The sequence below is a fragment of the Streptomyces sp. NPDC101393 genome, assembly GCF_044767385.1.
GTDB lineage: Bacteria > Actinomycetota > Actinomycetes > Streptomycetales > Streptomycetaceae > Streptomyces.
In genome coordinates this window covers 79,480-93,145 of the sequence record NZ_JBIWNU010000012.1, presented here as the reverse complement: position 1 = coordinate 93,145, position 13,666 = coordinate 79,480, and the positions used below count along the sequence as shown (strand labels likewise).

At 70.1% G+C, this 13,666-nt stretch carries 10 protein-coding genes; 8 read left to right on the top strand and 2 right to left on the bottom strand.

Translation table 11 applies throughout. From position 1 onward, the window contains the following. Positions 1 to 292: 292 nt before the first annotated feature. Complete coding sequence (locus ACIRQ7_RS32535; protein ID WP_404266264.1) at positions 293 to 2,011, top strand: threonine/serine exporter ThrE family protein; 1,719 nt, start codon at positions 293 to 295, stop codon at positions 2,009 to 2,011. Positions 2,012 to 2,190: 179 nt separating this feature from the next. Here the strand turns inward: ACIRQ7_RS32535 and ACIRQ7_RS32530 are convergent, their stop codons facing one another. Next, complete coding sequence (locus ACIRQ7_RS32530; protein ID WP_018514302.1) at positions 2,191 to 2,685, bottom strand: inorganic diphosphatase; 495 nt, start codon at positions 2,683 to 2,685, stop codon at positions 2,191 to 2,193. An 86-nt stretch (positions 2,686 to 2,771) separates the two neighbouring features. On the opposite strand from ACIRQ7_RS32530, the gene dacB reads away from it, so the two are divergent. From dacB to folE, 6 genes are all read left to right on the top strand, one after another. Continuing rightward, positions 2,772 to 4,358, top strand: coding sequence for a D-alanyl-D-alanine carboxypeptidase/D-alanyl-D-alanine-endopeptidase (gene dacB, locus ACIRQ7_RS32525; RefSeq protein WP_404266190.1), 1,587 nt, complete (start codon positions 2,772 to 2,774; stop codon positions 4,356 to 4,358). 74 nt (positions 4,359 to 4,432) lie between these two features. Continuing rightward, the gene (locus ACIRQ7_RS32520) at positions 4,433 to 5,578 is read left to right on the top strand and encodes a zinc-dependent metalloprotease (RefSeq protein WP_401465607.1); all 1,146 of its coding nucleotides are present in this window, start codon (positions 4,433 to 4,435) and stop codon (positions 5,576 to 5,578) included. Between the two features lie 192 nt (positions 5,579 to 5,770). Next, complete coding sequence (tilS, locus tag ACIRQ7_RS32515; protein ID WP_404266189.1) at positions 5,771 to 6,778, top strand: tRNA lysidine(34) synthetase TilS; 1,008 nt, start codon at positions 5,771 to 5,773, stop codon at positions 6,776 to 6,778. A 95-nt stretch (positions 6,779 to 6,873) separates the two neighbouring features. After that, positions 6,874 to 7,413 carry a hypoxanthine phosphoribosyltransferase gene (gene hpt / locus ACIRQ7_RS32510; protein WP_401465935.1) on the top strand — a complete coding sequence of 180 codons (540 nt, stop codon included), beginning with the start codon at positions 6,874 to 6,876 and terminating at the stop codon, positions 7,411 to 7,413. Positions 7,414 to 7,699: 286 nt separating this feature from the next. After that, positions 7,700 to 9,712: an ATP-dependent zinc metalloprotease FtsH gene (gene ftsH / locus ACIRQ7_RS32505; RefSeq protein WP_401465613.1), complete on the top strand. Its 2,013-nt coding sequence runs from the start codon at positions 7,700 to 7,702 to the stop codon at positions 9,710 to 9,712. Positions 9,713 to 9,820: 108 nt separating this feature from the next. After that, a complete protein-coding gene (gene folE, locus ACIRQ7_RS32500) occupies positions 9,821 to 10,426 on the top strand; it encodes a GTP cyclohydrolase I FolE (protein WP_401465616.1) in 606 nt (201 codons plus the stop codon). A gap of 128 nt (positions 10,427 to 10,554) precedes the next feature. Here the strand turns inward: folE and ACIRQ7_RS32495 are convergent, their stop codons facing one another. Continuing rightward, a complete protein-coding gene (locus tag ACIRQ7_RS32495) occupies positions 10,555 to 11,670 on the bottom strand; it encodes an alpha/beta hydrolase (protein WP_404266188.1) in 1,116 nt (371 codons plus the stop codon). Between the two features lie 141 nt (positions 11,671 to 11,811). Here ACIRQ7_RS32495 and ACIRQ7_RS32490 point away from each other — a divergent pair, with 141 nt between their 5' ends. Beyond that, on the top strand, positions 11,812 to 13,659 hold the full coding sequence (locus ACIRQ7_RS32490; protein WP_404266187.1) for a phosphatidylglycerol lysyltransferase domain-containing protein: 1,848 nt from the start codon (positions 11,812 to 11,814) through the stop codon (positions 13,657 to 13,659). Positions 13,660 to 13,666 lie beyond the last annotated feature (7 nt).

The window sequence follows — 13,666 nt, the reverse complement described above, 5'->3', positions numbered from 1 at the left end:
ACCGCGCGGCCAGCGCGGCACCAACGGCTCGAACAGCGACAACGACCCGAAGAACACCGGCGGCGACGGCGGCCAGGGCACTCCTGGCGCCGACGGAGCCGACGCCGAGCGCACCTCCGCGGGGCGGAACGGCAAAGCCACCGGGCGCGACAGCAGGACGACCGGTCGGAACACCCATCCCACCGGCAAGAACAGCACCACCTCCGGCCGGAACGGCAAGTCCTCCGGCCGGAGCGGCAGGCCCCCACACCCCGACGACGGCGCCAAGAGCGCGAAGAACGGCAGCAGCTCCATTTCCAGCACCACCGGTACCCCCGGTACCCCCGGATCCGGCACGGACCAGACCGGCCCCTACGAGGACCGCAAGCCCGCGTCCGACGAGGCGCGCAGCGCCTTCACCCCGCCCCTCGGCGTGCCGTATCCGGCGACGCCCGAGGAGGAACACCCCACCTCCGAGTTCGCGCTGCCGCAGGGGCTGCGCCCGGAAGCCCCGGCCGAACAGGAGGGGTCGGCGTTCGCGCCGCCCGGTTCGACCACCGGCCAGACGCCGCTGCCCAGCAGCTCCACCACCGGCGGCTTCGCCTTCACCCCGCCGCACGGCATCCCCATCATCAGCCTCACCAAGGAAGCGCCCTGGCAGGACCGCGCGCGCACCATGCTGCGGATGCCGGTCCACGAGCGCCCGATCCCCGAGCGGATCGAGCGCACCGACGAGACCGGCCCCGCCGTGCCCCGTGTGCTCGACCTCACGCTGCGAATCGGGGAGATCCTGCTCGCCGGCGGTGAGGGCGCCGAGGACGTCGAGGCCGCGATGTTCGGCGTCGCGCACGCCTACGAACTGGAGCGGGTCGAGCCGACGGTCACCTTCACGCTGCTGTCGATCTCCTACCAGCCGTCGCTGGTCGACGACCCGGTCACGGCCAGCAGGACCGTACGGCGCCGCGGCGTCGACTACACCCGGCTGTCCGCGGTCTTCCGGCTCGTCGACGACATCACCTCGGAAGGCATCACTCTTGAGGAGGCCTACCGCGGCCTCGCCGAGATCCGCCGTAACCGCCACCCGTACCCGAGCTGGGGGCTGACGCTGGCGTCCGGGCTGCTGTCCGGCGGCGCTTCCATGCTGGTCGGCGGCGGACTGCTGGTGTTCGTCGCGGCGGCGGTGGGTTCGATGCTCGGTGACCGCCTCGCCTGGCTCGCGTCCGGGCGCGGGCTGCCGGAGTTCTACCAGTTCGTGGTCGCGGCGATGCCGCCGGCCGCGATGGGTGTGGCCTTCGGCCTGGCGCACGCCAATGTGCAGGCATCCGCGGTGATCACCGGTGGGCTGTTCGCGCTGATCCCGGGGCGGGCGCTGGTCGCCGGCGTCCAGGACGGCCTGACGGGCTACTACATCACCGCCTCCGCCCGCCTGTTGGAGGTCGGGTACCTCATCGTCGGCATCGTCGTCGGCGTGATCTCCGTGCTCTACGGAGGCAATGTGCTGGACCCGGGGCTGCGCCGGCTCGCGCCGGAGCAGGGGCTGCCGGTGTACAACGAGCCGCTGGTGCAGATCGCTGCGGCGATGCTGCTGGCGCTCGCCTTCTGCGTGCTGCTCCAGCAGGAACGTCACACCGTGCTGTTCGCGACGCTGAACGGCGGGGTCGCCTGGGTCATCTACGGCGTGCTGGTCAACGCCGACCTCGACCCGGTGGTCGGCACCGCCATCGCGGCGGGCCTGGTCGGCCTCTTCGGCCAGCTGCTGTCCCGCTACCGCTACGCGTCCGCGCTGCCGTACGTCACCGCCGCCATCGGCCCGCTGCTGCCCGGTAGCGCCACGTACTTCGGGCTGCTCAACTTCGCCCAGGGCAACATGCAGGAGGGCCTCACGTCGCTGATCAAGGCCGTCTCACTGGCCCTGGCCATCGCGGTCGGCGTGAACCTCGGTGGTGAGGTCGCACGGCTCTTCCTCCGGGGGCCGGGCATGGCGGAGCCGGGCATCGGCCGCCGCGCCGCCAAGCGGACCCGAGGGTTCTAGGGCGCGCCCGAGGGTTCCGGGAGGGGCCGCGAAGGCCCCTCCCGGCCCACGGCACGCGAACGGGCGGCACCCCGACTGGGTGCCGCCCGTTCGCGTACGAAAATCGAAAAAAGCACAGTGCGCCGAGGGGCAGGAACCGGCGCACGACGGTCAGGATCCGACCGTCCACCCTCCGGGTGTCAGTGCTTGCCGCCCTGCGCCTCGAGGCGCTTGTAGGAGGCCTCGATCTCGGCCTCGGCCTCGGTGCGGCCGACCCAGTCGGCGCCCTCGACGGACTTGCCGGGCTCCAGGTCCTTGTAGACCTCGAAGAAGTGCTGGATCTCCAGGCGGTCGAACTCCGACACGTGGTGGATGTCCCGAAGGTGCTCCACGCGCGGGTCCGATGCCGGGACGCACAGCAGCTTGTCGTCGCCGCCGGCCTCGTCCGTCATCCGGAACATGCCGATGGCGCGGCACTTGATGAGGCAGCCGGGGAAGGTGGGCTCGTCCAGGATGACCAGCGCGTCCAGCGGGTCACCGTCCTCGCCCAGGGTGTTCTCGACAAAGCCGTAGTCGGCCGGGTAGCTGGTCGAGGTGAAGAGTCGACGGTCCAGGCGGATCCGACCGGTCTCGTGGTCCACCTCGTACTTGTTCCGCGAACCCTTCGGGATCTCGATGGTGACGTCGAACTCCACGGGTGGCTCCTCCATGATCAACACATACGTCTGGTGATTAAGTGTCCCCCACGCAGGTGTGTGGTGGCGAAAGGGGCTGGTCCGAGGTGCCCGAGACCAGAACATGGCAGGTCAGATGGCAGTCGGCGCAGCGATCCGCGCGGGAGGCAGGGCGTTACGCAAGGCAGTCGGCAGAGCGGTCCGCCCGAGCGGCGAGGAACGCCGCACGCCAGGCATGGCGGGCAACGCCGCGCCATGCGCAGCAGACCTGGCGGCTGACAGCGGTGTCCGCCGCCACCGGTCTGACGGTCGCGGTCGTCGCGGTGGTGACGACCGGCCCGTGGGACTCGGGTCAGCGTACGGCCGAGCGGCTGCGCGCGGCCTCCGGAGCGGGCACAGGTGGTGAGCGTCACGGTGCCGGCACCGGCAGCGCCCCCGCCGCGCCGGCCGTCCTCCCGGCGCTCGGCGGGCCCGCACACGGTTCCTCGGGGCGCGGCGCGGCCCCCGTCCCCACCGCCGCGGGGCTGGCCGACGCGCTCGCGCCGCTGCTCAAGGACCCGGCGCTGGGACCGGTGCGTACCGCGTCGGTGCTGGACGTGGCGGCCGGCAAGGAGGTCTTCGGGGCCCGGCAGGGCGAGGCGGCGACCCCCGCCTCCACGGTCAAGCTCGCCACCGCGGTCGCCGCGCTCTCCGCACTCGGCGCCGACCACCGCATCGACACGACCGTGGTGAATACGGCGAAGAACCGTATCTTCCTGGTCGGCGGAGGCGACCCCACCCTCACCGCCCGCGCGCCGAAGCCGGGCGCCCTGGAGCAGCCCGCGAACCTGCGTACGCTCGCCGACGACACCGCCCGCGCCCTCAAGAAGCGGCACCGGACCAAGATCACACTCGGCTTCGACGCCTCGGCCTACACCGGCCCCGCGCAGCACCCCATCGGCCCCAACGAGAACATCGCCCCCGTCAGCGCCCTGATGGCCGACGAGGCCCGCCTCGACGACACCGACCACGGCACCGCACCCCGCGAGGCCGACCCTGCGGCCGCCGCGGCCGGCACCTTCGCCGGCCTGCTGCGCGAGCGCGGCATCGACGTCGACGGCGACCCCGAGGGCGGCAAGGCCCCGAAGCAGGCCACCAGGGTCGCCGCCGTCCGCTCGCTGCCGCTGTCCGCCATGGTCGAGCGGATGCTGACCTACAGCGACAACGACATCGCCGAGGGACTGGCCCGCCAGACCGCCCTCGGCGCCAAGGTGCCCGCCGACTTCGCCGGCGCCGGAAAGGCCGTGCACCAGGCCCTCCAGGCACTGCATCTCCCACTGAAGGGCGCCGTCTTCAAGGACGGCAGCGGCCTCGACCGCGACGACAAGGTCTCCGCCGCCCTGCTCTCGCACCTCCTGATGCGCGCCTCCTCCCCGGACCACCCGGCGCTGCGCTCCGTCGTCACCGGCCTGCCGGTCGCCGCCTTCACCGGCACCCTCAGCAGCCGCTACACCGGCCAGAGCGCGGGAGCCGGTGCCGTACGCGCCAAGACCGGCACCCTCACCGGCGTGAACACCCTCGCCGGGACCGTCGTCGACGCCGACGGCCGGCTCCTGGTCTTCGCCTTCATGACCACCGGCACCACCGACGCCGGCGGCGCCCAGAAGGCCCTGGACAAGCTGGCGTCGGCGGTGGCCAACTGCGGCTGCCGCTGAGCGGGGGACGGCGGGCGCCGGGCGAACCCCCAAGTCGGCTACCAGTTAGCGGACCGGCCACGTACCGTGAACTCATGACGAGCATCGGTGGTGTGGAGATGGTCGACTGGAAACTCGCGGTTGCGACCGCGACCCGGTTTGTACGGCCCGGTCCGGAGGTGAGCCGGGACGAGGCACGGGCGATCGTCGCCGAGCTGCGCAAGCACGCCAAGGCCTCCGAGGAACACGTCCGCGCCTTCACGCGGATGGCACTGCCCGGAGCCGAAGGCGAGGCCCCGCACGACACCCCGGTCCTCGTGGTGGACCGGGCAGGCTGGATCAAGGCCAATGTCGCCGGGTTCCGGGCGGTCCTCAAGCCGCTGCTGGCCAAGATGGAGGACCGCCGTTCGACGACGCCCGGTGGCGCCGTGCTCGGCGCCGTCGGCGGCAAGGTCACCGGCGTCGAGCTGGGCATGCTGCTGTCGTTCCTGTCCTCCCGGGTGCTCGGCCAGTACGAGACGTTCGCCCCGGCCTCCCGCGACCTGCCGGCCGCGGCGCAGGGCGGCCGGCTGCTGCTCGTCGCGCCGAACATCGTGCACGTCGAGCGCGAACTGGAGGTCGACCCGCACGACTTCCGGCTGTGGGTGTGCCTCCATGAGGAGACGCACCGCACCCAGTTCACCGCCGTGCCCTGGCTGCGCGACCACATCGAGGGCGAGATCCAGTCCTTCCTCGGCGAGACCGAGATCGACCCCGGCACCCTCCTGGAGCGGCTGCGGGAGGCCGCCCAGTCGCTGGCAGGCGCGAAGCCCGAGGGCGAGGAGGGCGATGACGGCAGCCACTCCCTGGTCGACCTCGTGCAGACCCCGGCGCAGCGCGAGATCCTCGGCCGGCTGACCGCCGTGATGTCCCTCCTGGAGGGCCACGCCGACTTCGTCATGGACGGCGTCGGCCCCGATGTCGTGCCGTCCGTCGCCGAGATCCGGGAGAAGTTCCAAAAGCGCCGGGCCAGCGGGGCCGGCCGGCTCGACCAGGCGCTGCGCAAGCTGCTCGGCCTGGACGCCAAGCTGCGGCAGTACCGCGACGGTGAGCGTTTCGTGCGGGCCGTCGTCGAGGAGGTCGGCATGGACGGTTTCAACCGCGTCTGGACCTCGCCGAACACCCTTCCCACCAAGGCGGAGATCGCCAAACCGGCGGACTGGATCGCACGGGTGCACCGCAAGGCGGACGGGGCACCGTAGGCGAGCGGCGTGAGCTGGGCACGCCGCACGGCAGAACTGCGCCCCTTCAATCACCCGTCTGAGGGACCGTGGCCAAGGGATAGGCGTGCAATGCTCGGGGAACTGCTCGCCTCTGTCACCATCTAGGCACTCTGTGTGACGAATTCGCCGTCCACGGCCTGAGGTTTCCCAGCCGAACGATTGGAAACGGACATGGGTCCCCATCCAGCGGTCGCCGCGATACGCCTGGCGGTCCGCCGCGTACTCCACGACGTACTGAACCACCACCTCGCGCAGGACGGGCACGGCTCCCCGCTCGTGCTCGTCGCCTGCTCCGGCGGCGCCGACTCCATGGCGCTCGCCTCCGCTCTCGCCTTCGAAGCCCCCAAGCTGGGGGTCCGCGCCGGGGGCGTCACCGTCGACCACGGCCTCCAGGACGGCTCCGACCTCCGCGCCGCCGAGGTCGCGCTGCGGCTGCGGGCGCTGCGGCTCGACCCCGTCGAGACCGTCGCCGTCCAGGTCGGCAGGGGCGGAGGCCCCGAAGCCGCCGCCCGGGACGCCCGTTACGCCGCCCTGGACACCGCCGCCGAACACCACGGCGCGGCCGCCGTCCTCCTCGGCCACACCCGCGACGACCAGGCCGAGACCGTCCTCCTCGGCCTCGCCCGCGGCTCCGGCACCCGCTCGCTCTCGGGCATGGCCGCGACCACCGGAGCGGGCGGCCGCTACCGCCGCCCCTTCCTGGACGTGGACCGCCAGACCGCGCGCCGGGCCTGCCTCATCCAGGCGCTGCCCGTCTGGGACGACCCGCACAACACCGATCCCGCCTACACCCGCTCGCGGCTGCGCCACGAAGGGCTGCCCGCACTGGAGAAGGCACTCGGCAAAGGCGTCGTCGAGGCCCTGGCCCGTACGGCCCAGCTCTCCCGGGACGACGCCGACGCCCTGGACGCCTGGGCCGCCGACGCCGAGGGCACGGTGCTCGACGACAGCGGCACCCTCGACATCGCCGCCCTCTTCGCGCTGCCCCCCGCCGTACGCCGCCGGGTGCTGCGTCGGGCCGCCATCGCGGCGGGTGCCCCGGCCGGTTCGCTCTTCGCCCGCCACATCGAAGAAGTGGACCGGCTGATCACCGCCTGGCGGGGCCAGGGAGCCATCAACCTCCCCGGGCGGGTGGGTGTGCGACGGCAGGGTGGCAGACTGGTGATTCGGCAGGGCTGAGCCGCGGCACACCGAGCGGTTGCCCCGCTTCATGAGTCTCACGACTGGCATGAACACCGAACCGAGCGAGAGTGGCACGGGTGGACGACAAGGACATGGGCGCCGACCTTAAGTCGGTACTCATCAGCAAAAAAGAGATCGACGCCAAGCTGGCCGAGCTGGCGGCGAAGATCGACGCGGAGTACGCGGGCAAGGACCTGCTCATCGTCGGCGTCCTGAAGGGCGCCGTGATGGTGATGGCGGACCTGGCGCGCGCGCTGTCCACCCCCGTCACGATGGACTGGATGGCGGTGTCCTCCTACGGCGCCGGCACCCAGTCCTCCGGCGTGGTCCGGATCCTCAAGGATCTCGACACCGACATCAAGGGCAAGCACGTCCTGATCGTCGAGGACATCATCGACTCCGGCCTGACCCTGTCGTGGCTGCTGTCCAACCTCGGCTCGCGCGAGCCGGCCTCGCTTGAGGTCTGCACGCTGCTGCGCAAGCCGGAGGCCGCAAAGGTCGCCCTCGACGTGAAGTGGGTCGGCTTCGACATCCCCAACGAGTTCGTGGTCGGCTACGGCCTCGACTTCGCGGAGAAGTACCGGAACCTGCCGTTCGTCGGCACCCTCGCACCGCACGTCTACGGCGGCTGAGCAAAAGCACCACCCGCTCGCCGGCCGCCGTTGGCCGGCGAGGGCCCGGAGCACCCCGCTGCCGGCCGCCGGGAACCCGTCGCGGTTTCCCGGCGTTGGAGCAGGGAGGACGGAATCCAGGGGTTCATTGTTCGCTGTCGGCGGCGGCGCCGGGTGACAATGCTGGGGTACCGTCCGAAGGCAATCTTTTTTCGGGCCAGTAATACACCGTACGCACGACCAGCCCTCCCCAGGGCGTTGTGCCTCACTGTGGCAGGAGGGACGGGGCCTTAGCGGCTCCGTATGGATGGACGTGAAGCGATACTTCCGTGGGCCGGTCATGTGGATCGTGCTGGCCGTCCTCGCCGTGGTCGTGTTGATGCAGGTCGTCGGCTCGTCCGGCGGCTACAAGACGGTGGACACCGGTCAGGTCGTCAAGGCGATCACTGACAACAAGGTGAAATCCGCCGAGCTGACGACCGGCGACGAGAACAAGATCAAGATCGAGTTGTCGGGCGACAACAAGATCGAAGGCTCCAACAAGATCCAGGCGAGCTACATCGGCGACCAAGGCGTCGACGTGGCGAAGAACCTGCAGGCCAAATACCAGACCGGCGAGATCAAGGACGGGTACACCGTCTCCCCGTCGAAGCAGAACCCGTTCGTCGGGATGCTGATCACGCTGGTGCCCTTCGTCCTCATCATCGTCGTCTTCCTGTTCCTGATGAACCAGGCGCAGGGCGGCGGTTCCCGGGTCATGCAGTTCGGGAAGTCGAAGGCGAAGCTCATCACGAAGGACACCCCCAAGACGACGTTCACCGACGTCGCGGGGGCCGACGAAGCGGTCGAGGAACTCCACGAGATCAAGGAGTTCCTCCAGGAGCCGGCGAAGTTCCAGGCCGTCGGCGCCAAGATTCCCAAGGGTGTGCTGCTGTACGGCCCGCCCGGTACGGGCAAGACGCTGCTCGCGCGCGCTGTCGCGGGTGAGGCCGGCGTCCCGTTCTACTCGATCTCCGGTTCCGACTTCGTCGAGATGTTCGTCGGTGTCGGCGCCTCCCGAGTGCGCGACCTCTTCGAGCAGGCCAAGGCCAACGCCCCGGCCATCGTCTTCGTCGACGAGATCGACGCCGTCGGCCGGCACCGTGGTGCGGGTCTCGGCGGTGGCCACGACGAGCGTGAGCAGACGCTCAACCAGCTCCTGGTCGAGATGGACGGCTTCGACGTGAAGGGCGGCGTGATCCTCATCGCCGCCACGAACCGTCCGGACATCCTCGACCCGGCGCTGCTGCGCCCCGGCCGTTTCGACCGGCAGATCGCGGTCGACCGCCCGGACATGCAGGGCCGCCTGGAGATCCTCAAGGTTCACCAGAAGGGCAAGCCGGTTGCCTCGGACGTCGACCTCACGGCCGTCGCCAAGCGCACCCCCGGCTTCACCGGTGCCGACCTGTCCAACGTCCTCAACGAAGCCGCCCTGCTGACGGCCCGTAGTGACGCGAAGCTGATCAACAATCACTTCCTGGACGAGGCGATCGACCGTGTCGTGGCCGGACCGCAGAAGCGGACCCGGATCATGTCCGAGAAGGAGAAGAAGATCACCGCGTACCACGAGGGCGGACACGCCCTGGTCGCGGCGGCCTCACCGAACTCCGACCCGGTCCACAAGATCACGATCCTGTCCCGCGGCCGGGCTCTGGGCTACACCATGGTCCTGCCCGACGAGGACAAGTACTCCACCACCCGCAATGAGATGCTCGACCAGCTGGCATACATGCTGGGCGGGCGCGCGGCGGAGGAGCTGGTCTTCCACGACCCGACCACGGGCGCTGCGAACGACATCGAGAAGGCCACCGCAACGGCCCGCGCGATGGTCACGCAGTACGGCATGACCGAGCGGCTCGGCGCGATCAAGTTCGGCACCGACAACTCCGAGCCCTTCCTGGGCCGCGAGATGGGTCACCAGCGCGACTACTCCGAAGAGGTCGCCGCGCTGGTCGATGAGGAGGTCAAGGCCCTCATCGAGACCGCGCACAACGAAGCGTGGGAGATCCTCGTCGAGAACCGCGACGTCCTCGACAACCTCGTTCTGACCCTCCTCGAGAAGGAGACGCTGAACAAGGAAGAGATCGCCGAGGTCTTCAAGCACATCGTGAAGCGCCCGTCCCGCCCCGCGTGGACCGGCTCGTCGCGCCGTACCCCCTCGACCCGCCCGCCGGTGCTGTCGCCCAAGGAGCTGGCCCCGGCCAACGGCTCCGTGCCGACGAACGCCACCATCTCCACGGAGAAGGCGGACACCCCCGAGGACAAGCGCCCCGAGAGCTGATTCCGGAGCCCGCAGCGGCCCCGGAATGAATGCCGCGCCCCACAGGTTTTAGCCTGGGGGGCGCGGCATTCCGCGTTTCGAGCGGGCGCAGAGAGAACGAGGCACCACATGACGGATCCGGTGACGCTGGACGGCGCGGGCGAGATCGGCACCTTCGACGAGAAGCGGGCGGAAAACGCCGTACGCGAGCTCCTTCTCGCCGTCGGCGAGGACCCGGACCGCGAGGGGCTGCTGGAGACGCCGGCGCGGGTGGCGCGGGCCTACAGGGAGATCTTCGCCGGACTGTGGCAGGTGCCCGAGGACGTCCTGACGACGACGTTCGACATCGGCCACGACGAAATGGTGCTGGTCAGGGACATCGAGGTGTACTCCACCTGTGAGCATCATCTGGTCCCGTTCCACGGTGTGGCACACGTCGGCTACATCCCGTCGACCGATGGAAAGATCACCGGGCTGTCCAAGCTCGCCCGCCTGGTCGACGTCTATGCCCGGCGTCCCCAGGTGCAGGAGCGTCTCACCACCCAGATAGCCGACTCCCTGATGCAGATCCTGGAGCCGCGCGGCGTGATCGTCGTCATCGAGTGCGAGCACATGTGCATGTCGATGCGGGGCATCCGCAAGCCCGGCGCCAAGACCCTGACCTCGGCCGTCCGCGGCCAGCTGCGGGATGCCGCGACCCGCTCCGAGGCGATGAGCCTGATCATCGGCCGTTGACGGGCCGCAACAGGCGGACGGGCCGGCGGGCGCACGGAAAGCGCCCGCCCGGTGAGGAGTGGGCGGGCGCGGCTGCCGATGCCGCCGGGGCTCGGCAGATCAGGCCGTGAAGGACCGGACCGTGCAGGTCAGACCTTGAGGTGGTCGCCGAGCCATTCCATGGCGGCGGGGATCTCGCGGCGCCAGGTGTTGAAGTTGTGGCCACCGCTGTCGAGGATGATCGACGAGACGCGGGACGGCGACTTCGTCTGCTTGATGAAGTTGAGCGTCTGCTGGTAGTTCGACTCGCCCTGCTTGCTGGTGGTGACGAGGAGGTTCACCGGGGCGGCGGGCAGATGGCGCTGGCGCCACATCAGGTTGTTCTCGCGTTCCAGCTGCCGGTCGCCGCCGAAGAGGTTGCCGGTGGTGGCGTCCATGGGGGCCTTGTAGTTGCCGGAGAGGGCGACGGCGGAGGAGAACGCCTCCGGGTGCCGCATCGTCATTTTCAGCGCGCAGTAGCCGCCGGTGGAATCGCCGATGATGCCCCAGCTTTTGGCCTCGCCACCTATTCGGTAGTGCTGCGAGATGTCGGCGCGCAGGTCCTTGGTGAAGAATGTTTCGGTCTGCGGGCCGTTCGGAATGTCCACGCACTCGGTGTCGCGGGGCGGCGCGACGGTCGGCCGCATCATCACCAGGACCGTCGGCTGCGTCTTCTTCCGCTTGGTGAGGTCGTGCTGGGTCTGCGGGAAATGCAGCTTCTTGTAGAGCGCCTCGGCGGTGCCGGGGTAGCCGGTGAGGACCACGGATGCGGGGAACTTCTTCTTGGCGTACTGCGGCTGGAAGTACTGCGGGGGGAGATAGACATACGCCAGGCTGTTGATCCGGGATGTCTCGCCGCGTATCAGGACCTTTTCGATCCGGCCGCCGACCTCGGGGCGGGAGCCGCCGGGCAGGCTGACGCGCTCGGCGCCCAGCATCTTCAGCTTGGTGCCGTGCGGGCCGGTCTCGTAGGTGGTGACCACGCCCGGGTCCTGCTCCTGGCCGAAGAGGTCGGCCCAGGAGGCGTAGAAGCCGAACGAATTGTTGGCGAAGAGGCCGATCGAGGCGAAAAGGGAGATCTGGGTCGCCAGCAGCAGGCCGATGCGTCCGATGACGGCGCGCCAGTTCTTGTGGGACAGGCGCGGCCACAGCCAAATGGTGAGGATGAAGAGTGCCACCGCGATGAGGACGGCAAGAAGCAGCACTTTTTTGCTGGTGAGACCCATGTGGTGCTTTCTTCCGGGCGGCCGGCCCATCCGTGCCGCTAATGGAACCCCGAGCCCTGAAACGCCGTCATACAGGGCGCAAAAAGTCCAGATGCTGCGACAAGGCTCGCACGTTCTCTCGACCGGGGCGACGGGAAAGTGATGTCTGACAGGCTAGATGGCGAAAAGTCGGAGACGGTTGCGTGGCGAACGCCACGCTGGCTCCGCGGCCCGCGACCCGAATCGGTGCCGCGATTCGTGGGTACGGCCGGCGTGGTCGTCGGCCTGCTCAACCTCGTTGCCGGTGTCTTCCCGCGGTTCCGGCACAGTCGGATGCATGCGCTGGCCGAGGTGTTGCCGGGTGCGGTGAGTCCGCTGGCGGCGGCCGCTTCGATCGTCGTCGGCATTCTGTTGCTGCTGTTGGCGCACGGACTCAAACGGCGTAAGCGGCGGGCCTGGGTCGCGGCCGTGGCGCTGCTTCCGGTGGGGATCGCCGCTCAGCTCGTCTATCGCCACTCCATTTTCGGAGCGGTGCTCTCGCTGGCGCTGCTGCTGTTCCTCGCGCGCCACCGACGGGAGTTCGCGGCCCTGCCCGACCCCCGCAGCCGCTGGAAGGCCGTCGCCAACTTCGTCGTGCTCGGCGGCGTGAGCTTCGCCATCGGCATGGTGATCGTCAGCTCCCACCCGCACAAGATCATCGGGTCGCCCTCCGTCTGGGAGCGCGCCCAGCACGTGCTGTGGGGCATGTTCGGCTTCGAGGGCCCGATCGCCTACACCCACCGGATCGACTACACCGTCGGCTACTCCCTCGGTGCCCTCGGCCTGCTGACCGTCGCCACCACCGCGTACCTCGCCTTCCGGCCCGAGCACCCCGCCGCCCGGCTGACCGACGACGACGAAAGGCGGCTGCGTGAGCTGCTCGACAAGCACGGCGAACGCGACTCGCTCGGCTACTTCGCGCTCCGCCGCGACAAGGGCGCCGTCTTCTCGCCGACCGGGAAGGCCGCCGTCTGCTACCGCGTGATCTCCGGGGTGATGCTCGCCAGCGGCGACCCGATCGGCGACGTCGAGGCCTGGCCCGGCGCCATCGAGCGCTTCATGGAGGAGGCGCGGGCGCACTCCTGGACGCCCGCGGTGACCGGCTGCAGCGAGACCGGCGGCCAGGTGTGGACCCGGGAGACCGGCATGGACGCGCTGGAGCTGGGCGACGAGGCGATCGTCGACGTCGCCGGCTTCACCCTCACCGGCCGCGCGATGCGCAACGTCCGCCAGATGGTCAAGCGCATCGAGCGCAACGGCTACGAGACCCGGGTGCGCCGGGTGCGGGACCTGGATCCGGCCGAGCTGGCGCGGATCCAGCAGGCCGCGAACGCCTGGCGCGACACCGACACCGAACGCGGCTTCTCCATGGCGCTGGGCCGGATCGACGCGGTGACCGACGGCGACGCCGTCATCGCCACCGCGCACCAGGCCCCCGCGGAGGGCGAGGAGCCGGGCCCGTACGGGGACCTGAAGGCCATGCAGCACTACGTGCCGTGGGGGGAGTGCGGCATCTCCCTGGAGCTGATGCGCCGCGACCGCAGCGCCGACCCCGGCATGAACGAACTGCTGATCGTGGCGTCCCTGCAGGCCGCGCCGGACCTCGCGATCAAGCAGGTGTCGCTGAACTTCGCGGTGTTCCGCTCCTCTCTGGAGCGCGGTGAGAAGCTCGGCGCCGGACCGGTCATCCGCATCTGGCGCGGGATGCTGATCTTCCTGTCCCGCTGGTACCAGATCGAGTCGCTCTACAAGTTCAACGACAAGTTCCGGCCACGTTGGGAGCCCCGCTTCGTGGTCTTCCGCAACAGCCGGGACATCCCCCGGATCGGCCTGGCCGCGCTCCAGGCCGAGGGCTATCTGGAGCTGGGGCTGCCGCGCATGCTGCGGCGCCGGCGGCCCGCCGAACCCCGCCCCTGCGCCCACACCAGCGAGCCGGTCCCGGCCGCGGCACCCGTCGGGAAGGCGGCCTGAGGCCGCC